This is a genomic window from Tepidamorphus sp. 3E244 (assembly GCF_046159835.1).
Taxonomy (GTDB): Bacteria; Pseudomonadota; Alphaproteobacteria; order Rhizobiales; family Tepidamorphaceae; genus JACKJK01.
Genome location: NZ_JBJXCY010000002.1, coordinates 260,303 through 286,591 on the forward strand (window position 1 = coordinate 260,303; position 26,289 = coordinate 286,591).

General features: G+C 61.9%; 28 protein-coding genes and 1 tRNA gene. 15 read left to right on the forward strand and 14 right to left on the reverse strand.

Going from position 1 to position 26,289, the window contains the following annotated elements:
• Positions 1 to 154 precede the first annotated feature (154 nt).
• The 4 genes from ACKTEK_RS10070 (at position 155) to ACKTEK_RS10085 (ending at position 3,294) form a co-directional block, all read left to right on the forward strand.
• Positions 155 to 463: a hypothetical protein gene (locus tag ACKTEK_RS10070; protein ID WP_409165159.1), complete on the forward strand. Its 309-nt coding sequence runs from the start codon at positions 155 to 157 to the stop codon at positions 461 to 463.
• 49 nt (positions 464 to 512) lie between these two features.
• Positions 513 to 1,241: a HupE/UreJ family protein gene (locus tag ACKTEK_RS10075; RefSeq protein ID WP_409165160.1), complete on the forward strand. Its 729-nt coding sequence runs from the start codon at positions 513 to 515 to the stop codon at positions 1,239 to 1,241.
• 16 nt (positions 1,242 to 1,257) lie between these two features.
• Positions 1,258 to 1,881: a transmembrane anchor protein gene (locus ACKTEK_RS10080; protein ID WP_409165161.1), complete on the forward strand. Its 624-nt coding sequence runs from the start codon at positions 1,258 to 1,260 to the stop codon at positions 1,879 to 1,881.
• A 105-nt stretch (positions 1,882 to 1,986) separates the two neighbouring features.
• Positions 1,987 to 3,294, forward strand: coding sequence for an MFS transporter (locus ACKTEK_RS10085; protein WP_409165162.1), 1,308 nt, complete (start codon positions 1,987 to 1,989; stop codon positions 3,292 to 3,294).
• Between the two features lie 14 nt (positions 3,295 to 3,308).
• On the opposite strand, the gene ACKTEK_RS10090 is transcribed toward ACKTEK_RS10085, so the two are convergent.
• Complete coding sequence (locus ACKTEK_RS10090) at positions 3,309 to 4,154, reverse strand: DUF305 domain-containing protein (protein ID WP_409165163.1); 846 nt, start codon at positions 4,152 to 4,154, stop codon at positions 3,309 to 3,311.
• Positions 4,155 to 4,356: 202 nt separating this feature from the next.
• Here ACKTEK_RS10090 and ACKTEK_RS10095 point away from each other — a divergent pair, with 202 nt between their 5' ends.
• The 7 genes from ACKTEK_RS10095 to ACKTEK_RS10125 all read left to right on the forward strand — a co-directional run bounded on the left by ACKTEK_RS10095 (position 4,357) and on the right by ACKTEK_RS10125 (position 12,642).
• A complete protein-coding gene (locus ACKTEK_RS10095) occupies positions 4,357 to 4,776 on the forward strand; it encodes a hypothetical protein (RefSeq protein ID WP_409165164.1) in 420 nt (139 codons plus the stop codon).
• Positions 4,777 to 4,882: 106 nt separating this feature from the next.
• Positions 4,883 to 7,072, forward strand: coding sequence for an efflux RND transporter periplasmic adaptor subunit (locus ACKTEK_RS10100; RefSeq protein WP_409165165.1), 2,190 nt, complete (start codon positions 4,883 to 4,885; stop codon positions 7,070 to 7,072).
• Complete coding sequence (locus tag ACKTEK_RS10105; protein WP_409165166.1) at positions 7,069 to 10,242, forward strand: efflux RND transporter permease subunit; 3,174 nt, start codon at positions 7,069 to 7,071, stop codon at positions 10,240 to 10,242. Before ACKTEK_RS10100 ends, ACKTEK_RS10105 begins: the two co-directional genes overlap by 4 nt.
• 35 nt (positions 10,243 to 10,277) lie before the next feature.
• The gene (locus ACKTEK_RS10110) at positions 10,278 to 10,604 is read left to right on the forward strand and encodes a copper-binding protein (RefSeq protein ID WP_409165167.1); all 327 of its coding nucleotides are present in this window, start codon (positions 10,278 to 10,280) and stop codon (positions 10,602 to 10,604) included.
• A 95-nt stretch (positions 10,605 to 10,699) separates the two neighbouring features.
• Positions 10,700 to 11,629, forward strand: a complete 930-nt coding sequence (locus ACKTEK_RS10115; protein ID WP_409165168.1) for a DUF2652 domain-containing protein — start codon at positions 10,700 to 10,702, stop codon at positions 11,627 to 11,629.
• A gap of 2 nt (positions 11,630 to 11,631) precedes the next feature.
• Positions 11,632 to 12,159: a c-type cytochrome gene (locus ACKTEK_RS10120; RefSeq protein WP_409165169.1), complete on the forward strand. Its 528-nt coding sequence runs from the start codon at positions 11,632 to 11,634 to the stop codon at positions 12,157 to 12,159.
• Between the two features lie 3 nt (positions 12,160 to 12,162).
• Entirely contained in the window at positions 12,163 to 12,642 is a 480-nt protein-coding gene (locus ACKTEK_RS10125) for a c-type cytochrome (protein ID WP_409165170.1), read from the forward strand.
• Between the two features lie 204 nt (positions 12,643 to 12,846).
• Here the strand turns inward: ACKTEK_RS10125 and ACKTEK_RS10130 are convergent, their stop codons facing one another.
• The 4 genes from ACKTEK_RS10130 to ACKTEK_RS10145 form a co-directional block, all read right to left on the reverse strand.
• Positions 12,847 to 13,950: a helix-turn-helix domain-containing protein gene (locus tag ACKTEK_RS10130; RefSeq protein WP_409165171.1), complete on the reverse strand. Its 1,104-nt coding sequence runs from the start codon at positions 13,948 to 13,950 to the stop codon at positions 12,847 to 12,849.
• Between the two features lie 33 nt (positions 13,951 to 13,983).
• Positions 13,984 to 14,184 (reverse strand): helix-turn-helix transcriptional regulator, encoded by a 201-nt coding sequence (locus ACKTEK_RS10135; protein WP_409165172.1) that lies wholly within the window; start codon positions 14,182 to 14,184, stop codon positions 13,984 to 13,986.
• Between the two features lie 101 nt (positions 14,185 to 14,285).
• Positions 14,286 to 14,984, reverse strand: a complete 699-nt coding sequence (locus ACKTEK_RS10140) for a hypothetical protein (protein ID WP_409165173.1) — start codon at positions 14,982 to 14,984, stop codon at positions 14,286 to 14,288.
• Between the two features lie 145 nt (positions 14,985 to 15,129).
• A tRNA-Lys gene (locus tag ACKTEK_RS10145) sits at positions 15,130 to 15,205 on the reverse strand.
• A gap of 177 nt (positions 15,206 to 15,382) precedes the next feature.
• Here ACKTEK_RS10145 and ACKTEK_RS10150 point away from each other — a divergent pair.
• Positions 15,383 to 15,874: a hypothetical protein gene (locus tag ACKTEK_RS10150; RefSeq protein WP_409165174.1), complete on the forward strand. Its 492-nt coding sequence runs from the start codon at positions 15,383 to 15,385 to the stop codon at positions 15,872 to 15,874.
• Here ACKTEK_RS10150 and ACKTEK_RS10155 read toward each other — a convergent pair.
• The 5 genes from ACKTEK_RS10155 to ACKTEK_RS10175 form a co-directional block, all read right to left on the reverse strand.
• Positions 15,868 to 16,872 carry a hypothetical protein gene (locus ACKTEK_RS10155; protein ID WP_409165175.1) on the reverse strand — a complete coding sequence of 335 codons (1,005 nt, stop codon included), beginning with the start codon at positions 16,870 to 16,872 and terminating at the stop codon, positions 15,868 to 15,870. The two genes, ACKTEK_RS10150 and ACKTEK_RS10155, sit on opposite strands and share 7 nt — an antisense overlap.
• Before the next feature lie 139 nt (positions 16,873 to 17,011).
• Positions 17,012 to 18,547 carry a 2-isopropylmalate synthase gene (locus tag ACKTEK_RS10160; RefSeq protein ID WP_409165176.1) on the reverse strand — a complete coding sequence of 512 codons (1,536 nt, stop codon included), beginning with the start codon at positions 18,545 to 18,547 and terminating at the stop codon, positions 17,012 to 17,014.
• An 817-nt stretch (positions 18,548 to 19,364) separates the two neighbouring features.
• Positions 19,365 to 19,745, reverse strand: a complete 381-nt coding sequence (locus ACKTEK_RS10165) for a hypothetical protein (RefSeq protein ID WP_409165177.1) — start codon at positions 19,743 to 19,745, stop codon at positions 19,365 to 19,367.
• Between the two features lie 55 nt (positions 19,746 to 19,800).
• Positions 19,801 to 20,712, reverse strand: coding sequence for a PhzF family phenazine biosynthesis protein (locus ACKTEK_RS10170; protein ID WP_409165178.1), 912 nt, complete (start codon positions 20,710 to 20,712; stop codon positions 19,801 to 19,803).
• A gap of 107 nt (positions 20,713 to 20,819) precedes the next feature.
• Positions 20,820 to 21,215 (reverse strand): hypothetical protein, encoded by a 396-nt coding sequence (locus ACKTEK_RS10175; protein WP_409165179.1) that lies wholly within the window; start codon positions 21,213 to 21,215, stop codon positions 20,820 to 20,822.
• 249 nt (positions 21,216 to 21,464) lie between these two features.
• Here ACKTEK_RS10175 and ACKTEK_RS10180 point away from each other — a divergent pair, with 249 nt between their 5' ends.
• On the forward strand, positions 21,465 to 21,899 hold the full coding sequence (locus tag ACKTEK_RS10180; RefSeq protein ID WP_409165180.1) for a hypothetical protein: 435 nt from the start codon (positions 21,465 to 21,467) through the stop codon (positions 21,897 to 21,899).
• 84 nt (positions 21,900 to 21,983) lie between these two features.
• Here ACKTEK_RS10180 and ilvC read toward each other — a convergent pair whose 3' ends face one another.
• Positions 21,984 to 23,003, reverse strand: a complete 1,020-nt coding sequence (gene ilvC, locus ACKTEK_RS10185) for a ketol-acid reductoisomerase (RefSeq protein ID WP_409165181.1) — start codon at positions 23,001 to 23,003, stop codon at positions 21,984 to 21,986.
• A 23-nt stretch (positions 23,004 to 23,026) separates the two neighbouring features.
• On the reverse strand, positions 23,027 to 23,674 hold the full coding sequence (locus ACKTEK_RS10190) for a TetR/AcrR family transcriptional regulator C-terminal domain-containing protein (RefSeq protein WP_409166146.1): 648 nt from the start codon (positions 23,672 to 23,674) through the stop codon (positions 23,027 to 23,029).
• A gap of 334 nt (positions 23,675 to 24,008) precedes the next feature.
• On the opposite strand from ACKTEK_RS10190, the gene ACKTEK_RS10195 reads away from it, so the two are divergent.
• On the forward strand, positions 24,009 to 24,470 hold the full coding sequence (locus ACKTEK_RS10195) for a DUF305 domain-containing protein (protein WP_409166147.1): 462 nt from the start codon (positions 24,009 to 24,011) through the stop codon (positions 24,468 to 24,470).
• Positions 24,471 to 24,493: 23 nt separating this feature from the next.
• On the forward strand, positions 24,494 to 25,312 hold the full coding sequence (locus ACKTEK_RS10200) for a MauE/DoxX family redox-associated membrane protein (protein WP_409165182.1): 819 nt from the start codon (positions 24,494 to 24,496) through the stop codon (positions 25,310 to 25,312).
• Here ACKTEK_RS10200 and ACKTEK_RS10205 read toward each other — a convergent pair.
• Positions 25,294 to 25,833 carry a DUF421 domain-containing protein gene (locus tag ACKTEK_RS10205; RefSeq protein ID WP_409165183.1) on the reverse strand — a complete coding sequence of 180 codons (540 nt, stop codon included), beginning with the start codon at positions 25,831 to 25,833 and terminating at the stop codon, positions 25,294 to 25,296. The genes ACKTEK_RS10200 and ACKTEK_RS10205 overlap by 19 nt on opposite strands.
• 175 nt (positions 25,834 to 26,008) lie before the next feature.
• A complete protein-coding gene (locus ACKTEK_RS10210) occupies positions 26,009 to 26,221 on the reverse strand; it encodes a cold-shock protein (protein ID WP_409165184.1) in 213 nt (70 codons plus the stop codon).
• Positions 26,222 to 26,289: the final 68 nt, after the last annotated feature.

Here is a 26,289-nt window from a genome sequence, read left to right on the forward strand (position 1 = left end):
TTGCGACGTGCCGTTGCCTCGTCATACAAAGGCCAGAACTCGACGACATGACAAAACTTGACCCTTACGCAATGCGGTCACGGCAAACGTAGAGCAGGCAAACGACGCTATGCACTCGCCCAGGTGTGTCAGAACCCGAGCTATAGCTGCGCTGGTGTGCCTGTCGCTGGCCGTGTGGTCTGTCTTTCCCGCGAAGGCCCATGTTCCGGCGGTATTCGATACAGTCCAGCAACATGCGGAAATTATCGCAGAGCATGGCCATTCTCATGGCTTTGAAGAAGATTTGATCTGGGCGCTGCACGGACACAATCATAACGTGGCCGATCACGATCACGTTCAAGCCTTCATGCCGATGACACTGGAGTTTCAGCAACCGTCTCAATTTTCCCAGTCATGGAATTTGGGTGGGGTGCACGGCGTGAACGTTGACGCTTCAAACATCGAGCGGCCTCCACGGGCCTGATTGAGCGAACCTGAAAATCGGTCGTTTCAATCAAGGTGGAGATCAATCGATGAATCTGAATATCCGGGACAATTCCGTCCCCGGCCTGAGCAGGCTCGCTGTCGTCTTGTTCGTGACGATAGCGGCACTGGCTCTGCATGCCAGCCAGGCGCTTGCCCACAACGTCACGGAGGGTGACGCTGGCTATATCCAGGAAATCTGGGGCGTGAACATCATCCCGTTCGTCTATCTCGGGGCCAAGCACATGGTGACGGGATACGACCACATCCTGTTCCTGCTGGGCGTGGTGTTCTTTCTGTACCGCATGAAAGAGGTGGCGATCTACGTCAGCCTATTTGCTCTAGGGCACTCAACCACGATGCTGCTTGGCGTCTGGTTCGGCTGGGGCATCAACGCTTACGTCATTGACACCATTATCGGCCTGTCAGTGGTCTACAAGGCTTTGGACAACCTTGGTGCGTACCAGCGCTGGTTTGGCTTTCAGCCGAACACCAAGGCAGCCACGCTCATCTTCGGCCTGTTCCACGGCACCGGCCTGGCCACCAAAATTCTCGATTATGACATCGCACCAGATGGCCTTCTCGCGAACCTGCTCGCCTTCAATGTTGGTGTTGAGGTCGGCCAGATCATGGCTTTGGCCGTTATCCTGATCGTGATGGGGTATTGGCGGAAATCTGCGAGCTTCTACCGCCAAGCCTACACCGCCAACGTAATCATGATGTCCTTGGGCTTCATGCTGATGGGTTACCAAATTGCTGGCTACTTCGTGGCCGCCTGAACACTCGGAGATCGACATGTTTAATTCCGATAGACCTAGCCTCGACGAGCTGCCGACGTCCGCGCAGCTGTTGCGTTCCACCATTCTGGCAGCCATCGCGGCTGTCATTGTCCTTGTGTGCGTCGTTTTGCCAGCCGAATACGGCATTGATCCCACACGTGTCGGTCGCCTGATCGGCCTAACCGAAATGGGCGAAATCAAAACGCAGCTGCACGACGAAGCCGAGGCTGACCGGCAGATGAGCAATACGTTGCCAGGCCATTCCAGCATCATCGATGGTGTGTTGGGAGTGTTTGTCAGCAAGGCACATGCACAGACTGCGCAGGAATGGCGTGACGAGATTTCTTTCACGCTTGAGTCGGGCGCAAGTGCCGAGTGGAAGCTGGTCATGACCAAAGGCCAGACCGCCCAGTACCGCATGATCGTCGATGGTGGACGCGTGAACTTTGACCTGCACGGCCACGGTTCAGGCCAATCGGTGACCTATGAAAAGGGGCGCGGCTCGACCGGTTCGGAAGGCGAGATCGTTGCAGACTTCGACGGTGAGCATGGCTGGTTCTGGCGCAACCGTGACAGTCAGCCCGTCAAGGTGACCGTGCAGGTACGAGGCGAGTACGCCGAGTTCAAGGACGCAAGCTAAGACCATTGCCGCCATCCATCCCGTGCGATGGGTGGCGGCCCCTTCCTGAAGAAATCCCGCTGAAGTGTCGAGCGGGATGCTTCAAGCTCCCGAGGCGCGCGCTCCATGTTAGCCGTACTTGCCAACGTCACCTATCGACGACTGCTGACCGCGCAGATCGTTGCCTTGTTCGGGACCGGTCTTGCAACCGTTGCGCTGGCATTGCTGGCCTACGACCTGGCTGGCGAGAATGCAGGGGCGGTTCTGGGTACGGCCCTGTTCATCAAGATGATCGCATACGTGGGCATCTCACCGTTCGCAGGTGTCATCGTCACGCTCGTACCCCGCAAGGCATTGCTCGTCGCGATGGACGTCGTGCGGCTGGCGATTGCGCTGCTGCTGCCGTTCGTGACCGAAATCTGGCAGGTGTACATCCTGATTTTCGCGTTGCAGTCAGCGTCGGCAGTTTTCACGCCGACCTTCCAGGCGATCATCCCGGACGTGCTACCCGACGAGAACGATTACACGCGCGCCTTGTCTCTCTCTCGTCTGGCCTACGACCTTGAGAACCTGCTGAGTCCGACGATTGCAGCTGTCCTGTTGCTGGCGATCAATTTCCACTGGCTCTTTGCTGGAACGGCGCTGGGCTTTCTCGTATCCGCCATGCTCGTTCTCACTGTCGCGCTTCCCGAACCTGTTTCCGACAAGCAGCCGACCAGCTTTCTGGAGAAGGCAACGCGGGGCATTCGTATCTACCTCGCCACACCGCGTCTCAGGGGGCTACTAGCACTCAATGTCACGGTCGCATTCGCTGGCGCGATGGTGATCGTCAATACCGTCGTGATCGTCAGGAGCCTGCTGGCAGGATCGCAGAGCGATGTTGGATTCGCGATGGCGACCTTCGGCGCTGGTTCAATCGTTGCGGCATTGGCCGTACCGAGACTGCTTCAACGCGTGGCCGACCGAACCATCATGCTCGCTGGAGCGGCGGTGCTGGCCATCCTGATGGTCGTAACCGCCCTCATGGTCGCCACGCTTGATGCTGGGCTTTGGCTGGGTTTGCTGCTGGCATGGCCGCTGATGGGCCTGTCCTCGTCCATGATCCAGACACCCGGCGGGAGACTGTTGAAGCGCTCCACCCATTCTGAAGATCGTCCAGCGGTGTTCGCTGCGCAATTCGCCCTGTCACATGCCTGCTGGCTGATCGCCTACCCTCTGGCAGGCTGGCTTGGCAGCTCGATGGGCATTTCTCTCACCTTCACTTTGCTGTCGGCACCGGCATTGCTGGGGTGCCTGGCTGCCTTTTGGTTGTGGCCACCCGAAAGCGATGGGATCATCGAGCATACACACGATAACCTCAGCGCGCGTGATCCGCACTGGGCTGAAGGCACGCCGACCGCACATCGTCTCCCATATGTGCTGTTCTCAGACTGAAATGCGGACCAGTTCTATCGGGTCAAGCAGCGGTATTGGCCCCGGAAGCCTGCGTTGTAATCGAGGCCGGCCTTGAGAACGAAGTCGTGCAACTCGTCATCATCCGTCTGGCGAATATCGACCGATAGCGGCTCGGCGTCGAACGTCGCATCCGAATTGCCTGCTTTGAGACGCACCAGGTCGCCACTGATTTTCACCAGCGCAGACTGCTCCCCAGCATCTTCACCCACGACAAAGACCGGTGGGCTTGCGGTGGTGTAGGTGAAGCGGCAGGTCTCGCCGCCGGGAAAGACGCGTTCAATCTCGTCCGGGCTCAGGAATTCCGGATCGACCTTACCGACCACTTCGCTCTGGAGAGCTTCCGTCGCGTCCTTCAGTTCTGCAACCGGGCTGTCACCCGTCGGCGGACGCTTGCCGTTGGCAGTGATGTCGGCGATCAGGTAGCGCATCTCTGCGATTTCCTTGTCCTGTGCATAGATGATTTCATCAGCCAGCTTTCGCACGCGCTGATCCGTGATCCCGGCGCGCGAGGAGGTCATGATGGCAATCGAGTGGTGCGGGATCATCGCCCTCATGAAGCTTCGGTCCTGGACTGTGACCTGGCTGCGCACCAGCCACAGGCTCAGCGCGAACACGGCAATGGATCCGGCAAAAATCGCAATATTGGCCGTCCGGCTGCGATACATGGAAATCATGAACGCCAGCATGACGAAAGCCATAACGGCACCCATCAGGATCGCCATGTAGGCGCGGGTCTCGGAAAAGAATATATGAGAAATCAGGTAGGTGTTCAGATACATCAATCCGAACATGACAAGGGTGGATGTTCCGATCATCGCAAAGAATCGACGGTATTTCATGGATGTTTCCTAATCTTTATCGAGTTCTGAAGTGAAATAACTTTCCAGCGCTGGAAGGTTCCGAAAAAATATTTTCCCGTTTGGCGTTCTCTGGCCTTGCGATTGCAGATGCGAGGACCACATACGAATTTGTGAATGCATCTTGGGCAAGTGCCACCAATCGGTGCTTGAGAAACCTCTTGAGAGCGGATAGCAGAGGTTCATGCGCCACTTTCGTGCTCATATGCATCGCCGCGTCCTCGCTCTGCTGAGCGTTTTTGCGGTACTGCTCTCGGTCACTGCGCCGCTCGGGCAGCCGGCTCACGCCGCGTCCGGCATGCCGCAGATGATGCATCACGATCTGATGATGTCGGCTGGGTCCGGCCACAAGGCTGCCAAGGCGAGTCATGACTGCCACGGCAAGCAGATGGGCCATGAGCGGGCAGCGCCCGAGCACGATTCCCCCGATCAGGACAGCCCCGCGAAGACGGCATCCTGTGACATGACAGTGTGCTGTCCCGGACTTCAGACCATTGCCATGTCGTTCGAGCGGCCCGCGCTGCCGCGTGCCGTCCATCTCCTGTCAACGGCACGTATGCCGAAGCCTCTCTCGCAGGCCCGCATCGATCAGCCGCCTCGATAAATTCCATCCCGTCTTTTCGCCCTTGAACTGACGACCGGTCGCAATCCGGTTCGGCATCTGGCCGAACCCGCATGCCGACCGGCACGATCCGGATGGATGAAGTCCCATGCGTGGCAGATACCTTGCCCTGGCAAGTCTCCTTGTCGTCGTCGCCTTTGCGGCCGGCATCGCTCTTGAACGTTTCCAGCTTGGCTCGACCGGCGAAGACGCTGGCGGCCAGAAGGTCCTCTATTGGGTCGCGCCGATGGACCCGAATTTCCGCCGGGATGAACCCGGGAAATCCCCCATGGGCATGGATCTCGTTCCCGTCTACGAGGGGGAGGAGGCCGGTGGCGACCCGGCGGCGGTCGAGTTGTCCGGTGCCGAGGTCAACGCCATCGGTGTGCGCACCGCCGTCGCGCGCGTCGAAGAGGTCGCCCGGTCCATCGAGACAGTCGGCTTCGTGCGCTACAACGAGCACCTGACCAGCCACATCCACACGCGGGTCGAAGGGTGGATCGAGCGCCTCGGCGTGCGTGCGATCGGCGACCGAGTTGCCAAGGGCGACACCCTGTTCACGATGTATGCCCCCGACGTGACGATCGGGAGCTCGGAACTCGTGCGCGCCGTGCGCCGCGGAAACGCTCTGGAGATAGAGATCACGCGCAAGAAATTGCGCAACCTGGGCGTACCGGAATCCGAGATCGACCGGATGGCCGCCAGCGACGTACCGATACACGAATTCCATGTCTTCGCGCCGCGCGACGGCGTGGTGACGGCGCTGGAAGCGGCAGACGGCATGTTCCTCAAGCCAGACGTGCGCGCCATGACGATTTCCGACCTTTCGGAAGTCTGGCTCCTGGTCGATGTCTTCGAGCGCGACATCGGCCGACTGTCGTCGCGAAAGACCGCGACGGCGCAGTTCGAGCACCTGCCCGGAAAGGTGTTCGAGGGCACCATCGACTACATTTATCCCGAACTCGACCGCACCACGCGAACGCTGCCCATCCGGCTGAGCTTCGACAACGCCGAGGGCGACCTGCGCCCGAACATGTACGGGCAGGTGAAGCTGGAGCCGGAAGGCACGCGCGAGGCGCTGACCGTACCGATGGAAAGCGTCATCCGCACCGGCCGGGCCGAGCGCGTCGTGATCAAGCAGCCGGATGGCAGCTTCAAGCCGCGTCTGGTTACGACCGGTCTCAATGACAGTTTCGGCGGTGGCGGGCGCACCGAGATCGTGCAGGGACTGGCCGCCGGCGAGGAGGTCGTCGCCTCGGCGCAATTCCTCATCGACAGCGAAAGCGCGCTGAATGCCGGGATCCTGCGCATGGCGCCGACAAAGTCGGAGCCGGCAGCGGGCAAGGGTACGCTGGTTCATCTCGACAAGGACAGGCGCATCGCCGAAATCGCCCATGAGGCTCTGCCGAGCCTTGACTGGCCGGCGATGACGACGCGGTTCGCACTGGCGTCAGACGTCGCCTACGACCGGCTGGAAGACGGTCAGGAGGTCAAGTTTTCAGCCGTTCGCGGCGCCGACAACCTTCTCGCGCTGCACGACCTGCGACCCGACGACGGTGTCGATGCGGTCGGCACCGGCATCGTCAAGGCGATCACCGACGACGGGAAGATCAACCTGAGCCACGATCCGATTCCCGCGCTCGGCTGGCCGGCGATGCAGATGGACATGCCGGTTCGCGATGTCGAACTGGGTTCCGTTCCGCTCGACGAACCCATCCGCTTCGACCTCGTGAAGGGCGAAGGCGGCACCTTCATCGTGACGGCTATCCGAGCCGCAGGTGACGAACCCGAGATGGCCGAGGACGCGCAGGACAAGGAGACCGCCATGCCTGCCGACATGCGGCTGATGGTGACGGAGGGCACGATCAATGCGGTCGATGCCGCCAAACGGTCCGCCAACGTCACTCACGGACCGCTGACCGACATCGGCATGCCCGGCATGACGATGGACTTCCCGCTGGCCGAGGGCCTGAAGGCGGACACGCTGAAGGAAGGAGCGGCAACGGTGACCATCGGTCTCAGGGCGGACGGTCGCATGGTGCTCGCCGATGCTAAGGCCGCCAAGCCGCCCATGAAGACCATCGGCACCATCAACAGCGTCAATATGGAATCACGCACCGCCAACATCACCCACGGACCTCTGGCCGATATCGGGATGCCGGGAATGACGATGGATTTCCCGGTGGCCGAAGGCATCGACGTTGAAACCTTGCCGCGCGACGTCGAGATCGAGTTGCACCTTCAGCAGAACCCGGACTTCTCGCTGATGCTGACGGGCTACGCGGAGGGCCGGTCATGATCCCCGCAATCATCCGCCTGTCCATCGCCAACCGAGCCATCGTGATCGCGCTGGCGCTGATGCTGGCGGTCGCCGGCATCTGGGCTGCGCGCGAGACTCCCATCGATGCCATTCCCGACTTGTCCGACGTCCAGGTGATCATCAAGACACCCTATGCCGGCCAGGCACCGCAGGTGGTTGAAGACCAGGTCACCTATCCGATCACCACGGCGATGCTCGCCGTGCCGGGCGCAAAGGACGTGCGCGGCTTCTCCTTCTTCGGGGATTCCTACGTCTATGTCGTGTTCGAGGACGGCACCGACCTCTACTGGGCGCGCTCGCGGGTGCTGGAATACCTGGCACAGGTGCAGTCGCGGCTGCCGGACGGCGTTTCACCAGAACTGGGACCCGACGCCACCGGTGTGGGCTGGGTCTACCAGTACCTTCTCATCGATCGCACCGGGAAACACGACCTCGCGCAGCTTCGCACGATCCAGGACTGGTGGCTGAAATACGAGTTGCAGACCATCGAGGGCGTTTCGGAGGTCGCGACCATCGGCGGCATGGTCAAGCAGTACCAGGTGGTCGTCGATCCCAACAAGCTGCGCGCCTTCGGCATTCCGCTCCAGAAGGTGCGTGCAGCCATCGAGGCGTCCAACCGCGAGACGGGCGGCAGCGTCATCGAGATGGGCGAGGCGGAGTACATGGTCCGCGCCACCGGTTACGTGGACGAGCTTGCCGACCTTGCGCGCGTGCCGCTGGTGGTGAACGAGCGCGGCGCGCCGCTGATGCTCGGCGACGTGGCAGAATTGCGCCTCGGGCCGGAAATGCGGCGCGGCGTCGGCGAGTTTAACGGGGAAGGCGATGCCGTCGGCGGCGTCATCATCATGCGCTGGGGCGGCAACGCACTCTCCACAATTCGTGCGGTCGAGGATCGGATCGCTGAATTGAAGCCGAACCTGCCCGAGGGCGTCCAGATCGTCACGACCTATGACCGCGCCGGCGTCATCGAACGGGCCATCGAGAACCTTCAAGGCAAGCTTGGCGAGGAATTCCTCGTCGTCGTGCTGGTCTGCGCGGCCTTCCTGCTGCACCTGCGCTCGTCGCTGGTGATCCTGTTCTTCCTGCCGCTCGGCGTGCTGGGCGCGGTGCTCATCATGAAGCTGCAGGGCGTGAACGCCAACATCATGAGCCTCGGCGGCATCGCGATTGCCATCGGGGCCATGGTCGATGCGGCCATCGTGATGATCGAGGCCATGCACAGGCGCATGGAGAAGGAGAAGATCACGCCGGAGAACCGCTGGCGGATCGTTGCGGAATGCACCTCCGAGGTCGGGCCGTCGCTTTTCTTTGCGCTTGCGATCATCACCGTCAGCTTCCTGCCGGTCTTCGTGCTGGAGAGCCAGGAGGGCCGGCTGTTCAAGCCGCTGGCCTTCACCAAGACGTACGCCATGGCGGCTGCAACGATCCTCTCGATCACGGTCGTGCCCGTGCTGATGGGCTATTTTGTGCGCGGGCGCATTCTGCCGGAGCGCCGCAACCCGCTGAACCGGCTGTGCATCGCCGCCTATCGCCCGTTTCTCGATGCAGCCGTCGCATGGCCCTGGGCCACGGTTGTGATGGCGTCTGCTGTCGTCGTGTCCATGTGGTGGCCGATGCAGCGGATCGGTACCGAGTTCATGCCGGAGCTGAACGAAGGGGATTTCCTCTACATGCCCTCACTCTATCCGGGCGTGTCCATCGGCAAGGCGCGCGAGGTGTTGCAGCAGACCGACCGGATGATCGCAACCGTTCCGGAGGTGAAGACAGTTCACGGCAAACTTGGCCGCGCCGATACCGCCACCGACCCCGCACCGCTGACGATGATCGAGACAACGATCCAGCTCAAACCGCGCGAGGAATGGCGCGAGGGCATGACGATGGAGGGTATCCGCAATGCGCTCGACAAGGCCGTTCAGGTGCCCGGCGTCACCAATGTCTGGATCCAGCCGATCAAGAACCGGATCGACATGCTGGCCACCGGCATCAAGACCCCTGTCGGCGTGAAGGTCACCGGGGCCGATCTCAACGTGATCGAGAAAATCGCCGTCGACGTGGAACGCGCTGTTGGCGATATCGAGGGCACGGCCTCGGCCTATGCCGAGCGCCCGGTCGGCGGCCGGTTCATCGAGATCGACGTGAACCGCGAGGCGGCTGCCCGCTACATGATGTCGATCCGGGACGTGCAGGAAGTCGTGCAGACGGCCATCGGCGGCATGCAGGTCTCCGAGAGCGTCGAAGGGCTGGAACGCTTCCCGATCAATCTTCGCTACCCGCAGGACTGGCGCAACAGCCCAGAGCGGCTGCGCGCCTTGCCCATCGTCACGCCGTCCGGCGCGCATCTTCCGCTGGAGGCGCTCGCCGAGGTGCGCATCGTCGATGGTCCCGGCATGATACGCTCGGAAAACGCGCGGCGCACCGGCTTCGTTTTCATCGACATCGCCGGGCGCGATCTCGGCGGCTACGTGGAAGAAGCGCGCCGGGTTGTGGCGGAAACCGTCACGCTGCCGCCGGGATATTCCCTGACCTGGTCGGGCCAGTACGAGTACATACAGCGCGTGCAGGAGCGGCTGGTGCTCGTGGCGCCCGCGACGCTGCTGATCATCACCCTGATGCTGTTCATGGCGTTCAACCGGGTGACGGAAGTCGCGATCATCCTGCTGGCGCTGCCGGTCTCGCTGGCCGGCGGCGTGTGGCTCATCTGGTATCTCGACTTCGACATCTCGGTCGCGGTGCTCGTCGGCTTCATCGCGCTTGCCGGTGTCGCGGTGGAGACCGCCATTGTCATGCTGCTCTACCTCAACATTGCCTGGAACCGGCGGCTGGAAACCGCCGAGACCGAGATGCGGCTGCTGATGCGCAGCGATATCGAAGAAGTTGTCTTCGAGGGCGCGCTGCTGCGGCTTCGGCCCAAGATCATGACGGTCGCCACCATCTTTGCCGGGCTGATTCCGATCATGTTCGGCACGGCGACCGGTTCGGAGATCATGCAGCGCATCGCAGCGCCGATGATCGGCGGAATGGCCACGGCCACGCTGCTCACGCTCCTCGTGATCCCCTCCATCTTCGTCATCTGGAAAGGTTTCGAGATCACGCGCATCAACGCCGCGATCTCCAACTTTCCCGCTTCTCCCCCGGTGCCCGCGGAATGATCCGCCGCCACCCCCACACCAAAGAAGGAAACCACATGCGCAAGCTGTTTCTGTCCCTTGCATTCACGACCGCCATGGCCACCAGCGCGGCTGCATCCGGCTCGGGCCACGAGCATGGCGGCCACGCCAACATGGCCGAAGGCGTGCACGCCACTGGCGAGGTTCACGCCATCACCGACAAGACCGTCAATGTCAGCCATGACCCGATTCCGTCGATCGGCTGGCCGGCCATGCGCATGGATCTGCCGCTGCTCGAAGGCGCCGATATCGACGGCGTGTCGGAAGGAGACAAGGTCATGATCATGCTCGAGAAGGGACCCGACGGCATGTACGGCGTGCGTGCGCTCGAAAGGTCCGAGTAACCAAACAGGTCCGCGCGCCGGCGATTGCTGGCGCGCGGGTCCTTGCCACCGCCGATAGAGCCGCATCGAGGAGTTCCCAATTGCACGAACAGATGATGTCAGACGGGTGGCTGCACATGGCCCCGATGACGCTCGGGCTTGTGCTGCTGCTGGCCGTGGTGGTCGCCGCTGCGGTCTTCTTCCTCCGGATGCCACGCAACCAGAGCCTGCTTTCGCGCGACCTGTCGCCCAGCAACCACGGCTGGGGTGCGCATCTGCCATTCGCCAAGCCGGCCCAATCCGGTGACTCGAGCCAGGACACGATCTTCGTCCTGCCGGATATCAGCAACTACACCCGCTTCATGACCGGCAACACGTTTGCCCTTGGCCATGCGCGCTACGTCGTCTTCTCGCTGATCGATGCCATGGTCGATGCTGCCTGTCGGACGATGAAGCTCTCCAAGCTCGAAGGCGATGCAGCATTGTTCTACGCAGACGCCGGCAAGCTTTCTCCCGAGCAGGCCGGCAACACGGTGCTGGCCATCATGGACGCATTCTTCCGCGAGCAGACGCGCCTTGTCGCCACAAACAAGTGTCCCTGTTCCACCTGCACGCAGATCGCCGATCTCGACCTCAAGGTCTTCGTGCATCGCGGCAAGGCCGCCCGGTTCGAATACCGTGGCGTGGTCGACCACTTCGGCACAGATGTCATCATCATCCACCGCCTGATGAAAAACGGCGTCGGCAGCCATCGCTACGTCATGGTGACGGAGGCCGCGCGCGACGCGATCCGCCTGCCAGCGCACCTGTCGCGCGCAGCGCTCAGTGAAGTTCACGAACATATCGGCGCGGTTGAAGCGCACGTCTACGACCTCACCGGGAAAGAGCCGCCATTCGGCAGCCGACCTGAGGAAACAAGCCGTGGTGCCTTGGCCGACTGGGCCGGAAAGTTCCGGCAGAATGCCCGCTCCATCACCGACACCTTCACACGCAGGGCTGCTCCACGCGATGGCCAGCCAATTCCAGCCAATCCACGAGAGGACTGACCATGAAACATCTTTCAATGCTCACACTGGGAGCAGCCATCGTTATTGCCGGTGCTAGTGCCGTCTATGCCCATAGCGGTGCGACCGGCGTTGTCGCCGAGCGCATGCACCACATGAAGATGATGGCGGATGCCATGAAGACCATGGGGCCGATGATGAAAGGCGCACAGCCGCTTAACGCGGAAACTGTCGAGAAGCAGGCCGCCATGATCCGCAGCCACGCCGGGGAAACCCTGAAGAAGGTCTTCCCGGAGGGCAGCCTCGACAGCCCGTCCGAGGCCATTCCCGCCATCTGGGAGGACTGGGACACGTTCGCCGCACTGGCTGACCGGCTGGAACTCTTTGCCCACGGTCTGGAACTTGCCGCCGGCGATGAAAGCCAGTCCGGTGCCGACGCGATGATGGACGTCAGTGAAATGGGCCAGATGTCGGCGGAAGAAATCGGCGCCATGCCCGCTGACGCGGTTTTCGGGATGATCGGCAAGACCTGCTCGGATTGCCACACCCAGTTCCGCCAGAAGAAGAGCTAGGCAATGTTTGGTTCGATCGGCGGCGATCGCGTGGTGGCGGTTGTCGCTGCGCTGGTCGCCGCAATGGTCGTGCTCGGGCTCGGTTGGCGCTTTATCTCGCCGGGCGAGTCCGCAGGCCTGCTCGAACCAGGTGACGACGCCATCGTCGCACAGGGCGAGGCGCTCTATGCGGACCATTGCGCCTCATGTCACGGCACGTCACTGGAAGGGGAGGCCGACTGGCGCAGTCGCAAGCCCGATGGAATGCTCCCCGCACCGCCACACGATGAGTCGGGACACACCTGGCACCATCCCGACCAGATGCTGTTCGAGATCACCAAGTACGGCGTTCAGAGATTTGCAGGCGAGGACTACCGCTCCGACATGCCGGCCTATGAGGGCGTCCTGAGCGATGCCGAAATCATCGCCGTGCTCTCCTACATCAAGAGCCGTTGGAGCAGCGAGCTACAGGCGCGCCACGACACGCTGAACCAGCGTCCGTGATGAAGTGAGTTCGATCCTAGAGCGCATTTCCAGACCGGGAGTGGCCGCACCTATCGAGGGTTACCGCCCGCGCCATGAGACGAGGTCAAACGTGCATGTCGTATCGTGCGGCTCGGTTCTATCGTGTACCGCTTGCAAGGTGACCTACTAGCGAAGTGTCGGGAGCTCGCCCGCCCGTACTTGGAACGCCCCGGAATACGGTCCCTAAACCCGGGTGTCGGCGGACACTTCGCTGCCGGCCAAGATCTCCCATCCCCGCTTGGTCGGCACGAAGCAATGATCCACATTCAATGGGATTTCCGGCAGCGGCCGAACGGTCCGATCTGCAAACCATTTCCCAGCTGCCATCATTCGCCTGTCACCTGCCCCGACTTTGTCCAGGCATTCGCTCAGGGCGAGTACCGACTGGTCCCGTGCGGAGCTGAGATCCAATTGAACGCCGCGACCATGGTCACGAAGCATCATGGAGATATACGAAACCCTTCGGTCATCGCCCTGCCCCGCGGCGGAGAGAATGGCAGCCCACCATTCGCGGCTCCAGGGAGATGCGTGGAGCGTTTCAGATGCTTGGGCGTGAGGGGTGGTTGGCGGTGGCAATCCTTCCCAAAGACGCTCCTGCCAATACGTACCGCCGTTTGGCACAAAATCGCGGCCAAGACCCTTCAGCTGGCGAAGCCAATCTCCGTGGCGCTCAACGCCAACCCGCTGCTGCTCCGGAGTGCATGCATCGAATGCAATCATCATTTTTGAACAGCTTTCGAATGCACTGGTCGGATGTTTCTCCCGGAATCTATTGAACAGATTCTCTCGCTCTGCTCCCATTGCTTCCACAGCCCGACGTCCGTCTTGGCCTGCATCGGGAGTTGGAGAGTTCGTGAGGAGTTCCTTTGGAGAGGTTATTACGCGGGGCACTTCGTACCCCACCCCAAAGGCATCAGATACCCCACCACTGGCTGCCAAATGCCCCACGCCAGCCAGCGGCTTGCGCAGTTTTTGCGTCGTGGATCTACCAAGGTCATCGGTACTTTCGGGGAAGCATGCCTGATATTGCTGCCGTCGCCACGCGCGGCCACGAAACTCGGCACTGGAGATCTCGATCCAACCCTTCCATACAGCGATTCTGAGGTGCTTGCGTACAGTCTTCCTCTGAAGGCTCGAGCGCTCCGCCAATATTTTGATCGACGGATAGCAACTTCCTCCATCCTTGTTCATGAACTCTGACAGAGTCCTCAGGACATTCTTGGTCGTCCCGTGCAACGCGGACTTCGCCAAAGCCTGTCGCCATTGCCAAACACGTGAACTTCCCACGTCGCTCTCCCGTTTCCGGTGGCTTGCGCGACGCTATGCGTCGCAGTCAGCCGTGGAACGGCGCTTGCGCGCGGTCAGCCAGGCATCAAGATCACCCTTGGAATAAACAACCAATCGGTGACCGAGCTTCATGAAGGGCGGACCATCGCCGGTGACGCGCATGCGGGCGAGTGTCGCCACCGAAAGGCAGGTGTAGTCGGCCGCGTCAGCTGGCTTGAGATAGACCGTTTCCATAGCCGTTCGTCTCCATCGGTTTCAGCAAGCATTGATGCGTTGCTGCCTCGAGGGAGCGGCGAATGGATCGCCCGGTCAAATTCAAATCCGGCCGATTTTTCTCAACGATTTTTGCGATGAGGTTTGGGCTCATAAAGGCCCGCTTCCTGCAGTGCATTTGTGATTGTGTTCAAGGAAGGACGGCGCCAGTGCTGGCGGTCAAACTCAGCCAAGACACGTCTCTGCGCTTCGTCAAGCTTCCCGACTTTATCATCGCCTTTGAACACATGAGCGACAGCAATCCTAGTGAGTTCACCAGGACGCATGTCGGGCTGCTGCCCCGTGCGCGCGGCTTCCTCGAGCTTCTCGATGGTTGCTGGATCATGCCAGGCATAGCGTGCCGAATAGAATGCCCGCCGTTTGCCGCGTGTGGATAAAGTGCCGTTTTGAGAAAAATTGAGATAATTCCAATCGGCCGGAGAGATGAAAATTGTCGGCGAATCGCCAAGCTCCGCTTTTGCAGACGCCGTTATCTCCCCGGATCGCAGATGACGCTTCAATTCGACTCTGCGCTGCCGATCCAGATCTTTGAGGGCTTTTTCCTGCTCGTCGAATTTGATCTGGTCGAGCGATACCGTGCGGGTGTCATTCAGCCGCCGTGCCGCGCGTGCTAGACCGGTGACAACGGTCGACTTTCTCGCCAAGACCGCGAGCTCCGCTTCGAGTTCCGCCATCAGTTTGTTGAGGGCCGGATCAGTGAACTCCGCAAGCGCATCGCTCAGCGTAAGCCATTCGTGGATCTGGACTGGTATACGGGGCATCGGTCACCGGCATCAAAATTCCGCGCGTGTGACTATACCGGTGCAAGCACCCTGCCTCTATCCCGCACGCAAACGCAGCGGTTACTATTTGGTTACTGGAGAAGAATGGCCGAACCGTTTCAAGGCGCTAAGTCATTGAAAAGATTGGTGGGCGCACAAGGACTCGAACCTTGGACCCGCTGATTAAGAGTCAGCTGCTCTACCAACTGAGCTATGCGCCCGCACCAATTTCGGGAAGCGGCGGTATATCAACGAGGTTGCAGCCTGTCCATATGCTGGACCCACGTTTTCTCACATCTTCGATTGCGATGGACGCCCGCGCCCGGCAGACGCAATGATGCGGCCTAGCCGTTGCTGGTTTGCCGCCTGTCTCCGGCGCTGACCGGAGGCCTCGACGATTGACAATCTCAGCCATTCTGATCGGTGGTTTTTACATGTTCGCGGGGCTGATGATCTTCCACGCGGTGGCCCGTGACAGGCTCCTGGATCAGGCGCTGGAAGCGATCACGCTCGAGCCAACCGAGCGCGAGGAAGATGTCGAGCAGCGCAGGATGCTGACGCTGGGCAGCTTCGTCTTTTCGGGTGGAATGGCGCTTGCAACGCTCAGCATCATCACACCGGTCTTTTTCGTGCTCGCTTCTCTCGTTCAGGCAGTGCGCCTGTGGGGGTATCGCAACGAAGCGGAACAGGGGATGCGGGCGACGATCAATGCCTTCGTGATCTATCTCGCCTCGACCAGCTTCTCGATCTGGTGCCTTGTGACGGGACTGTACCGGCCTTGGTTCGGCCTCGAAGTCCTGCCGTCCGTGGCGGTGGAGAGTGCCGCCATCACGGCGGTGACGGCTGCAGCGCTCGGCTGGTTCGTGTATCGCCACAAGCTCGACTACTGAGGCCGCAGCTTGTGGGTTTGACCGGTCAGCCGGTAGCGGGCATGGCGAACCTTTCGTTCCAGACGCTTGAACGTCTCCGAAATGCCGTGGTCGAACCCGTGGGCGAAGTACCGGTCTGTCGCACTGGCAAAAGACACATCCGCCCGGCGCCAGCGCCTGAGGTCGATATCACGCGCCGCTTCCTCGTAGGCCCGGTACCACATGCGCCCGCTCCAGCTTGACGGGTTGCGCCCGTGGCGCACGCCGCACAGGCGCCAGCCATCAATGAAATAGTGGATCACCTTGGCGTCCAGCAGGCCGATGGTCCTGAAATACTCATCCGCCGGGCAATTCCAGGATTCGTCCATGAGCGCGTGACCGTGCCGCGTGACGAGAGCAACGGTGAGCAGTTCGTCCAGCACCACGATGTCCTGTCCCCGCCCCTGTTCCATGCACCGGGAATAGTCGTCGAAGAACGCCTGCCCCTTGGGGAGCGACAGGCCCAGCACCCCGATATTGATATCGGTGGATTCCTCGTAGATCTTGCGCACCGCTTCCGCCACGGCCTCCTTGCCGACGATCGGCTCGACCTCCTGGAGGAATTCAGCGCGCTTTTTCGGCCCCTCCTTCGTCGGCAATCCGTCATCGTCGAGCGAATGGAATTCGACGCGGGTCACCAGCAGGCCTTCGCGCTCAAGAGGTCCCCAGAGCGGGTCAATGGGCCCGCGAAAGAGCAGGTCGCTGTCAAATGACAGCGTTGTGGCATAGGGGCTGGCCTTGAGAATTTCGTGTCGGGACTCCGAGCGGCTGAGGTCCTTCACGAAGATGCAATCGACGGACAGTTTCGCCGCCGTTTCAGCCACCGCAGGCGCGTCGGCATCATCCTCCAGCAGCAGCAGGGTGATGGGGCCGTCGTAGTATTTGCGCAGGCTGTGCAGCGCCACGAACAGCCGCAGCGCATAGCCCGTGCCAAAGTTGAAGAACAGCGCTCCGCGGCCGCTCTTGGTTTTGGCTTCCATCTTCGTCCCCAATCATGCTCGAACGCGCAAGACTGATAAGCAGCGCACGGCCCCTTGTACACCGCAGACGTGAAAAGGCCCGCGCACGGACATGCCATGCGCGGGCCTGAATACGTGTCAGCCGGTGACGGCTCGCGGTCTACTCCGCCGCCTGCGCGTGTACCCGGTCGCGGCGCGCCATCAGCTTGTTCAGCGCGGTCAGGTACGCCTTGGCGGACGCCACCAGCGTGTCGGGGTGCGCGGCGCGCCCGGTGACGCTCATGCCGTCATGGCCAAGCCGCACGGAGACTTCCGCCTGCGCGTCCGTGCCCTCGGTCACCGCGTGGACCTGGTAGAGCTCCAGCGTAGCCTCATGCGGCACCAGCATGTGGATCGCGTTGAAGGTCGCGTCCACCGGGCCGTTGCCCACGGATTGGACCGTCTTGTGCTCGCCCTCGATGTCAAGCGACAGGGTGCAGACCTGCGGCCCCATAGTGCCGGCGACCACCAGCAGCGAGAGCACCTTCATCCGGTCCTGCGAGGTGGCGATGTTCTCGTCCACCAGCGCCTCGATATCCTCGTCGTAGACTTCCTTCTTGCGGTCGGCGAGATCCTTGAAGCGGGTGAACGCGTCCTGCATCTGGTTGTCGGTGAGCTGGTAGCCCAGCTGCTTCAGCTTGTCCTTGAAGGCATTGCGGCCCGAGTGCTTGCCCATGACCAGCGAAGTCTTGCTGACGCCCACCGATTCCGGCGTCATGATCTCGTAGGTCTGGCTGTGCTTCAGCATCCCGTCCTGGTGAATGCCGCTCTCGTGCGCGAAGGCGTTCCGGCCGACGATGGCCTTGTTGTACTGCACCGGGAAGGACGTGATGGCGGACACCAGCTTGGAGGCCCGCGTCAGCATCGTCGTGTCGATATTGCACTCGAAGGGCAGCACGTCCTCACGCGTCTTCATGGCCATCACGACCTCTTCAAGCGCCGTGTTGCCGGCCCGCTCGCCGATGCCGTTGATGGTGCATTCGATCTGCCGCGCACCGGCCTTCACGCCGGCCATCGAGTTGGCGACCGCCATGCCCAGGTCATTGTGGCAATGGACCGAGAAGATCGCCTTGTCGGCGTCCGGCACGCGCTCGCGCACCATCTTGAACAGCTCGTAATGCTCCTCCGGCACGGTGTAGCCGACCGTGTCGGGAATGTTGATCGTGGTGGCACCGGCCTTGATTGCGGCCTCCACGCAGCGCACGAGGAAATCCGGCTCGGTGCGCGTGCCGTCCTCGCAGGACCACTCAACATCGTCCACCAGGTTGCGGGCGCGGGTGACCTGCGCGATCACCATCTCCAGCACTTCTTCCGGCGACTTCTGGAGCTTGTACTTCATGTGCACCGGCGAGGTGGAGATGAAGGTGTGGATGCGCGGACGCTTGGCGTGTTTCACTGCCTCACCGGCCCGGTCAATGTCGCCGGGTGCCGCGCGCGACAGGCCCGCGACCACCGCGTTCTGCACGCGCTTGGCAATGAGGCTGACGGCCTCGAAATCGCCGTTGGAGGCGATGGGAAAGCCCGCCTCGATCACATCGACGCCCATTGCGTCGAGCATGTCGGCAACCTGCAGCTTTTCTTCCAGCGTCATGGTTGCGCCGGGGCACTGCTCGCCGTCACGCAAGGTGGTATCGAAAATGATGACCTGGTCGCTCATGGGTCCTTATCCTTCGTCATGGTTCCCGGGTGGCGGCAACTGGAGCCTGGCACGACGCAACGGGAACGCGAAAACTGAAATCGAATTGAGGTGTCGGTTTGAACTCGGTCCCCTGAGAGCCCGTTCGCGCGAAAGCGAACCGCCGGAGCTCAGGGGCGGATAAGGAGGAGAAGGTCGAGCAGAAGCGGCGCGCGAAGCGTGTCGCGCATCCTCGCCTCATGGGCAGCATCATGACGAATGGTCGTCATCGAATTCGAGCCTGCCTTGCCAAACCTTGGGGCGCATCGAAACCTGTTCGAAGCGCCTGCGTCTACGGATGGTCGGCCCGCAGGCCTAACAAATCGTAAACGCGTGATTGCCGGGTTGTACTCTCCATTCGCCCGGCTGCGCAAGGCGTTTGCCCGGTCGCCCGTCATGCCATCCCGAAACGCGCCCGCCGCAAGGCCCCGGATGGGGGCGATTTTGAGGCGCGTTCACCCAAATTCTGTTGCAGACCTGCGACCGCAATTGAATGGACGTCGCGCCGACCTTGACTAGGCTCTGTCTCGGGCGGGGGCCATCGACCAAACGAACGGGGACGGTCAATGGCACTTGGGAAACGGGGAAGACCAGCGGCAGATCGCGGCGCAAGGCCGTAAGCATCCATTGTCGCTGAAATCGGGACGCGGCCCCTGAACGGGCGGCTGCACCTCCACCCCGAAGCGACAATCGATGAACTTTCGGAATGCCCCGCGTGCGTTGGGGTAACGGGCCGGGCATCCCCCTGCCCGGGACGGGACGGCGCGCAGGACCGACACCTCTCCTGCGCGCCGTTTCTTCAGGCTGCCTTGCCGATGGCGCGATAGGCCACCCAGGCGAACATCGCGAACGACGCCGCGTAGATGATGGAGGCGATGGCCAGCATCGGAGCGAGCGCCGTGTTGCCGCCGTAGAGCAGGAACAGCCCGACGATCAGGACCAGCAGGCTCACCTCGGCGACCCACATGTGCATCCTGGCGAGCGTGCTCCCTGCGGCGGCCGGGAAGTGGTGGTAGAACAGCCCGAACACCGCGAAGCTCAGCCAGCCAATGACCATGGTATGCGCATGGGTCGGCATCTGGCCGTGGTCGTGGCTCGCTGCCATGGAGATCCCCAGCATCATGCCGGCAAGCCCGTAGATCAGCGCACTCAGGAAAAAGACGCGTGCAACGCCTGTCATGGATATCCTCCCGGATATGTCACCGCCGTGATGGCGGCGGGGAAGAATATCACCTTCAGGCGATCAGCTCACCGCGCGCGATGACGACCGCATTGCCACCGATGCGCACCGCTGACAGCGCATTGTTCCCGACCTCGAGTTCCAGCTCGATGATGCTCGGTCGGCCCATCGCGTAGCCCTGCTCGATGCGGTAGCGCGTCATGCCTTTTCGCGGCTGGTCGAACTTGTGGATGATCCCAGCGAGCGCCGCGGCAGCCGAACCCGTTGCCGGGTCCTCGAGAATGCCGTGCTGTGGCGCGAACATGCGCGCCTGGAAGTCGTTGGCCTCGGATGCGGTGTCACGGGTGTAGATGAACGCGCCGTTGCTGCCGAAGGCTTCCTCGAAGGCACGACCGGACGCCTTGGCCCGGTTGAGGCGGGCCATGTCGCGTACCGGCACGAAGGTGAACGTCACACCGGCATCGCAGACCATCGGCTTGTGGTTTTCAAAGCCGATCTCGCTCGGCTCCAGCCCGATGCCTGCGGCAATCAGGTCGCGGTCGCCCGCCTGCTGCGGTTCTGAGGGAAGTTTTGGAATGTCGAACTCGGCGAAACCGGCATTCTCGCGCAGCTTCACGCCGCAGCGCACCGAGCCGATCTGCTCCTCAAGGACGATGATGCCGTCCTTCATGCCCGTGCCGCCGTACTTTTCCAGCGCAAGGATGATCGACGTGCCGACGGTCGGGTGCCCGGCGAAGGGAAGCTCGCGGCCCGGCGTGAAGATGCGAACCTTGGCGCTGTGGGCCGGACGCTCCGGCTCCATCACGAACACCGTTTCGGAGAGGTTGAACTCTGCCGCGATAGCCTGCATCCGCTCGCCGTCCAGCCCTTCGCTGTCGAAGACGACGGCAAGCTGGTTGCCGGTCAGGGCCTTGTCGGTAAAGACATCGAGAACGGCATAGCGCCGTGCCGTGGAGGAAGCGGACATGGGGGAACACCTTCTTGTCGCGGCATGGAAAACGCAGCGCGGCAAGGTCTATGCCGTGGCGACGATTCCGTCCACAGCTAACCGGCAAATGAGAGCGTGGAAGCCGGTCAGCCCTGGCCGTGAACTGGCTCTGCCGCGTCCGGAATGGCCGGCTTGAAGTAGCTGGCGAGACCGTCGAAGGCAGACGCGATTTCCGAAACGACGGGCGTTTCGGGAAAGAGGATGAAGCCGCAGCCGCGCATGCCCGGCGCGCTTTCTGTCAGGTCCGGTGCTTCACGCAGGCCCATGGTACGAACAGACACGCGTCCGCGCGGCGAATTGGGAAAGCGCCGATGCGCGGCGGAGCGCACATCGTCTTCCGCAAGGTCGCGTGCGGTTTCCTCGTCATCGGCTTCGATGAAGCGCCACGTGTAGAACCCGACGCGACCAGGGCGCACTGCGCCGTCCGTCTGCTCGCTGCGGAAATTGTGTCCTTCGATGAGGAACGCGTGCCAGGTGGCCATATCAAACCTGTCTGAATTGCGATGCGTCATCATCCACCAAGCATCGTAAATGAAGCCTGAACGTGGCATGAACACGGTTTCAAACGGCCTTTTGCATCAGCGGCCAGGGCGGCGTCCTGCGCCAGCCAACCGGAAATGGGGGCCAAAATTGCGCCGCCATCCGGCGTCAATCTGATGCTTGCGGTCACGCGAACGTTTTGCCGCCAGATGAGTTGTCGACGACAAGCAAACCTTCCGAGGACACCCGCCATGCCGAACGGATTGATCAAGACGGCCGCGTTGGCCTGCCTTCTGGCCCTGCCCGCGCTTGCCATCCAAAGCCCCGCCGCCAGTGCTGCCCAGCCCGGCGAATGCACCCGTGCCACCGGTCAGGTCGAGACGCGCAACTGGCAGGCGATGACCACGCGCCAGCCCGACGGCTCCGATGGGGTTGAGGTTGTTGGCGAAGTCCAGGTGCCCAATCCCGGCGTCGAGCCGCTGCTACGCCTCAGCGAACAGCAAGGCAGAAACCCGCTTGTGCTGAATGTCGATCTCTATCTCTGCCAGTTGCCCGGCATGTGGACGCAAGCGCTCGCGTGGAAGCCCGTCCGCCTTGACCCGCCGAGCACCGGCGAGTTCACGCAGGCACATATCCTGGGTGCCGATGGCGACGTGGCCCTGATTGAAGTCGAGGCCAGCCAGTAGCCAGAACGAAACGGGGCGGCGCACATGCACCGCCCCGATCAATGTTCTTTTTCGCGGGATGCGCTCCCGCTTCAGAAACCCAGACTAGTTCTTGGCCTTGTCGACCAGAGCGTTCGACTTGATCCACGGCATCATGCCGCGAAGCTTCTCGCCGACTTCCTCGATCTGGTGCGCATCATTGTTGCGGCGGATGCCCTTGAATCGCGAGGCACCGGCCCGGTACTCCTGCATCCAGTCGGACGTGAACTTGCCGGTCTGGATGTCCTTAAGGACGCGCTTCATCTCGGCCTTGGTCTCTTCGGTGATGATGCGCGGGCCGGAGACGTACTCGCCCCACTCGGCGGTGTTGGAGATCGAGTAGTTCATGTTGGCGATACCGCCCTCGTAGATGAGGTCGACGATCAGCTTCACTTCGTGCAGGCATTCGAAATAGGCCATTTCCGGCGCGTAGCCGGCTTCCACCAGCGTCTCGAAACCGGCGCGGATCAGCTCAACCAGGCCGCCGCAGAGCACGACCTGCTCGCCGAAGAGGTCGGTTTCGCACTCTTCCTTGAAGGTCGTCTCGATGACGCCCGAACGGCCGCCGCCGACGCCGCAGGCGTAGGACAGCGCGAGGTCGTGAGCATTGCCCGACGCGTCGTGGTTGATGGCGATGAGACAGGGCACGCCGCCGCCGCGCTGGTATTCGCTGCGCACCGTGTGGCCCGGGCCCTTCGGCGCGATCATGACGACGTCGATCGTGTCTTCCGGCTCGATCAGGTTGAAGTGCACATTCAGGCCGTGCGCGAAGGCAATCGCCGCACCGTCACGGATATTCGGGGCGATCTCGTCGCGGTAGATGTCGGCCTGGAGCTCGTCCGGGGTCGCCATCATCATCATGTCGGCCCACTTGGCGCCTTCCGGCACGCTCATGACCTGCAGGCCATCGGCCTCGGCCTTCTTGGCGGTGGCGGAGCCCGAACGCAGCGCAACGCGCACGTCCTGAACGCCGGAGTCCTTCAGGTTCAGCGCGTGGGCGCGGCCCTGGCTGCCGTAACCGATGACGAGGACCTTCTTGCCCTTGATGAGATTGAGATCGGCATCGCGATCGTAATAGACGCGCATGATTGCGTTCCTTCCTTGGGGTTTTACGTCTGAGAGGAGCCGCCGGCACCAGCCGGGGCATAGAGGGTGAGAAACTGGGCGACCGCGGCACGCGCCTGGTCGGTGATGGAAATCGCGGAGACGGCATCGCCGTCGCCGAGCATCGCGCGGATGTGCAGGTCGCCGATGATGAGGCCGTAGAGCGCCCGGTAGGCGGCACCGGCATCATCGAACGCGATGTGCCCGCCGCTGCGACCGGCTTCGAGCAGCCGGCGTGCACGGTCCTCGATGCGCCGCTTGCCGCGATCCAGCAGCACGGCACCGACACCGGGCTCATCGCCGCGCACCGTGCCGACGCAGAGCCGGTTCAGCGCCAGAGAGCTTTCCGACAGCAGCACGTCCAACAGATCGCGTGCAAACAGCTCCAGCGCCTCGGCGAACTGCTCCCGCGTCTTCGGCAGGGCTGCGGCATCGATCACGCGCACACGGCTCGCCTGGTAGGTGACGATGGAGGCCAGCAGCCCGTCACGGTCGCCGAACCACTTGTAGATGCTTTCCTTGGAGCAGTTCGCGGTCCGCGCCAGCGCCGCCGTCGTCAGGGCCTTTTCCCCGCCTTCGACGAGCAGTCGCAAAGCCGTCTGCAACACCTCGTTCTGGCGGTCGGAGAAGGTGGCATCGGGCAAGGCAGACATGGCTCCGCCGGACGACATGTCGTCACCGCGCCCGCCAACCCTGCCCTGCTCTGTCGTCACCGTCATGCCGCCCCACTGCCATCGGCCCCGTGGCCGTACCGTACCGTTCGGTACGTACCGGGTTTCTAGTCGAGGGCCGTTGGCGCGTCAAGCCGGGTTCCGTGGTGGCGACAGTTCGAGATGGGCCAAATCGGAACGAAACCCGGGCAATCCCGTTGGCAGGAAAACGGGTTATTTGGATATGACGCACACTGAACATCACGACCACGACCACGACCATTCCAACGGCCATCAGTCTTCCGGCCACGGCGGCAATTACCTGCGCTTCTTCGCGATGATCGCGACCTCGACCATCGTCATGTACGGGCTGATGTACCTGAACACCTACGCGCTCGATCACGTCTTCTTCTCGCAGACGCGGATGTGGATGGCGCTCTACATGGGCGCCATCATGGCCATCGTCATGCTGGCCTTCATGCTCGGCATGTACTCCAACGCCAAGGCCAACATGGCGATCTTCATCGGCGCGGCACTTGCCTTCGCCGTATCGCTCTACCTCGTGCGCAGCCAAGACACCGTCGGCGACGTTGCGTGGATGAAGGCCATGATCCCGCACCACTCGATTGCGGTTCTGACCAGTGAACGCGCCAACATTTCCGATCCGCGCGTGCGCGCGCTCGCCGATGCGATCATCGAGGCACAGCGCAGCGAGATCGAGGAAATGAAGGGTTACATCACCGACATCGAAGCCAATGGCGACGCGCCGGCCGGCACGCCGCGCGACAAGGCCGAGTGACGGACACAAGGGATTTTCAGACCATGCCAAGCCAACTAACCGTGGATTCCACCGACCGCATCGGCGCCACCAGCGCCGAGGACAGCAAGACCGCCGTGCTCTACCGCATGGCGATGCCGGGGCACCTGTGCCCGTTCGGCCTCAAGTCGAAGGCGCTGCTGAAGCTGAAGCGCTACGAGGTCGAGGACCATCTTCTGGAAACGCGCGAAGAGACTGATGCCTTCATGGCCGAACAAGGCGTGGAAACCACCCCGCAGACCTTCATCGAAGGCACGCGGATCGGCGGCTATTCGGACCTCAAGAAGCACTTCGGACTGCCGATCACCAAGGAAGGCGAGACGACCTACCAGCCGGTCATCGCGATCTTCGCCAGCACGGCGCTGATGTCGCTGGCGATCGTGGCAAACCTCTACGAGGGATTCCCGGTCCTGACGTGGCTGAAGTGGTTCTTCGCGACCTCCATGGTCGTGCTGGCGATCCAGAAGCTGCAGGACCTCGAAGGCTTCGTGAACGGCTTCCTCGGCTACGATCTGCTGTCGCGCCGGTTCGTGCCCTATGGCTTTGCCTATCCGTTCCTGGAACTGATTGCCGGCGTCGGCATGATGGCCCTGATCGGGACCGGCAACCCGCTTGTTTTGCTTATCGCACCGATCAGCCTGTTCATCGGGACAATCGGCGCGGTGTCCGTCATCAAGGCGGTCTATATCGACAAGCGCGAATTGACCTGCGCCTGCGTCGGCGGTGGCTCGAACGTGCCCCTCGGATTCATCTCGCTGACAGAAAACCTCGTGATGATGACGATGGGCATCTGGATGCTGGCGAGCTATTTCGCCTCGGCCTGAGCGAAGCTTGCCATGTCGATCCCGGTCAGCAGATCGGGATCGAGCCTCTCACCGTGAAGCACCGAGATGCTGCCGGTTGTCTCCAGCACCACCGCGCTCACGTCTTCCAGCCGGTGGACATTGGCTTCGCGCAGCTTGGCGTAGAGATCGTCCTTGCGCACGCGGGTCGATTTCAGTGCCGCCTCGTCGATCACCCCATCACGAACCAGCAATGTGGGCCGGTTCTGGACGATCCGGTCGACCTCGTTCGAGGACTTGCGAAGCTTTGCGACGGTGAACTGCGCCGCGAACAGCGCGGCCATGGCAACCAGCACCTGCACCAGGTCACTGGCCTCCGTCACCTGCGAGCAGCCGGCCAGCAGCGAGCCCATCGCGACAGTGGTGACGAAGTCGAAACTGGTCATCTTGGAAAACGAGCGCAGTCCGTTGACGCGCACCAGCAGGATGATCCACCCCAGGCCCACCAACGACAGGATCGCACCGCGCAGCACGGCGTCGATCATCGGTTCGGAAACAAACATTCTTCCAGCCTCCCATCCTCGATTGAATGAGAAGCCAACGTCAGCGCGACATGGCGGTTCCGCGCGCGCGTCCCGCCTTCGGCAAGACGCCAAAGAAATCGGCAAGACGCCAAAGAAAAAGGGCGGAGCCATAGGCCCCGCCCTTCGTGTCTCTACGCCATGAGGCGCGCCGTGATTAGTCGGCGGCGCTCAGGTTGTCCGCAGAGGACTTGCCGGAACGGCTGTCCTGCGTGACTTCGTAGTTGATCTTCTGGCCTTCGTTCAGCGAACCCATGCCCGCGCGCTCAACGGCGGAAATGTGAACGAAAACGTCGCTGCCGCCAGATTCCGGCTCGATGAAGCCATAACCCTTGGTGGCGTTGAACCATTTGACAGTACCGGTAGCCATATCTTGCCTCTTGTCTTTCGCTTCTAGCTGACTGTTGCCCGTACGCATATAGAACGCGACGAGCGATT

What these genes read in the sequence shown, in the direction of transcription:
- ACKTEK_RS10075 (WP_409165160.1), top strand. Translation starts at nt 513, where the DNA reads ATGAATCTGAATATCCGGGACAATTCCGTCCCCGGCCTGAGCAGGCTC.
- ACKTEK_RS10080 (WP_409165161.1), top strand. Translation starts at nt 1,258, where the DNA reads ATGTTTAATTCCGATAGACCTAGCCTCGACGAGCTGCCGACGTCCGCG.
- ACKTEK_RS10085 (WP_409165162.1), top strand. Translation starts at nt 1,987, where the DNA reads ATGTTAGCCGTACTTGCCAACGTCACCTATCGACGACTGCTGACCGCG.
- ACKTEK_RS10090 (WP_409165163.1), bottom strand. Translation starts at nt 4,154, where the DNA reads ATGAAATACCGTCGATTCTTTGCGATGATCGGAACATCCACCCTTGTC.
- ACKTEK_RS10095 (WP_409165164.1), top strand. Translation starts at nt 4,357, where the DNA reads ATGCGCCACTTTCGTGCTCATATGCATCGCCGCGTCCTCGCTCTGCTG.
- ACKTEK_RS10100 (WP_409165165.1), top strand. Translation starts at nt 4,883, where the DNA reads ATGCGTGGCAGATACCTTGCCCTGGCAAGTCTCCTTGTCGTCGTCGCC.
- ACKTEK_RS10105 (WP_409165166.1), top strand. Translation starts at nt 7,069, where the DNA reads ATGATCCCCGCAATCATCCGCCTGTCCATCGCCAACCGAGCCATCGTG.
- ACKTEK_RS10110 (WP_409165167.1), top strand. Translation starts at nt 10,278, where the DNA reads ATGCGCAAGCTGTTTCTGTCCCTTGCATTCACGACCGCCATGGCCACC.
- ACKTEK_RS10115 (WP_409165168.1), top strand. Translation starts at nt 10,700, where the DNA reads ATGTCAGACGGGTGGCTGCACATGGCCCCGATGACGCTCGGGCTTGTG.
- ACKTEK_RS10120 (WP_409165169.1), top strand. Translation starts at nt 11,632, where the DNA reads ATGAAACATCTTTCAATGCTCACACTGGGAGCAGCCATCGTTATTGCC.
- ACKTEK_RS10125 (WP_409165170.1), top strand. Translation starts at nt 12,163, where the DNA reads ATGTTTGGTTCGATCGGCGGCGATCGCGTGGTGGCGGTTGTCGCTGCG.
- ACKTEK_RS10135 (WP_409165172.1), bottom strand. Translation starts at nt 14,184, where the DNA reads ATGGAAACGGTCTATCTCAAGCCAGCTGACGCGGCCGACTACACCTGC.
- ACKTEK_RS10140 (WP_409165173.1), bottom strand. Translation starts at nt 14,984, where the DNA reads ATGCCCCGTATACCAGTCCAGATCCACGAATGGCTTACGCTGAGCGAT.
- ACKTEK_RS10155 (WP_409165175.1), bottom strand. Translation starts at nt 16,872, where the DNA reads ATGGAAGCCAAAACCAAGAGCGGCCGCGGAGCGCTGTTCTTCAACTTT.
- ACKTEK_RS10160 (WP_409165176.1), bottom strand. Translation starts at nt 18,547, where the DNA reads ATGAGCGACCAGGTCATCATTTTCGATACCACCTTGCGTGACGGCGAG.
- ACKTEK_RS10165 (WP_409165177.1), bottom strand. Translation starts at nt 19,745, where the DNA reads ATGACAGGCGTTGCACGCGTCTTTTTCCTGAGTGCGCTGATCTACGGG.
- ACKTEK_RS10170 (WP_409165178.1), bottom strand. Translation starts at nt 20,712, where the DNA reads ATGTCCGCTTCCTCCACGGCACGGCGCTATGCCGTTCTCGATGTCTTT.
- ACKTEK_RS10175 (WP_409165179.1), bottom strand. Translation starts at nt 21,215, where the DNA reads ATGGCCACCTGGCACGCGTTCCTCATCGAAGGACACAATTTCCGCAGC.
- ACKTEK_RS10180 (WP_409165180.1), top strand. Translation starts at nt 21,465, where the DNA reads ATGCCGAACGGATTGATCAAGACGGCCGCGTTGGCCTGCCTTCTGGCC.
- ilvC (WP_409165181.1), bottom strand. Translation starts at nt 23,003, where the DNA reads ATGCGCGTCTATTACGATCGCGATGCCGATCTCAATCTCATCAAGGGC.
- ACKTEK_RS10190 (WP_409166146.1), bottom strand. Translation starts at nt 23,674, where the DNA reads ATGTCTGCCTTGCCCGATGCCACCTTCTCCGACCGCCAGAACGAGGTG.
- ACKTEK_RS10195 (WP_409166147.1), top strand. Translation starts at nt 24,009, where the DNA reads ATGATCGCGACCTCGACCATCGTCATGTACGGGCTGATGTACCTGAAC.
- ACKTEK_RS10200 (WP_409165182.1), top strand. Translation starts at nt 24,494, where the DNA reads ATGCCAAGCCAACTAACCGTGGATTCCACCGACCGCATCGGCGCCACC.
- ACKTEK_RS10205 (WP_409165183.1), bottom strand. Translation starts at nt 25,833, where the DNA reads ATGTTTGTTTCCGAACCGATGATCGACGCCGTGCTGCGCGGTGCGATC.
- ACKTEK_RS10210 (WP_409165184.1), bottom strand. Translation starts at nt 26,221, where the DNA reads ATGGCTACCGGTACTGTCAAATGGTTCAACGCCACCAAGGGTTATGGC.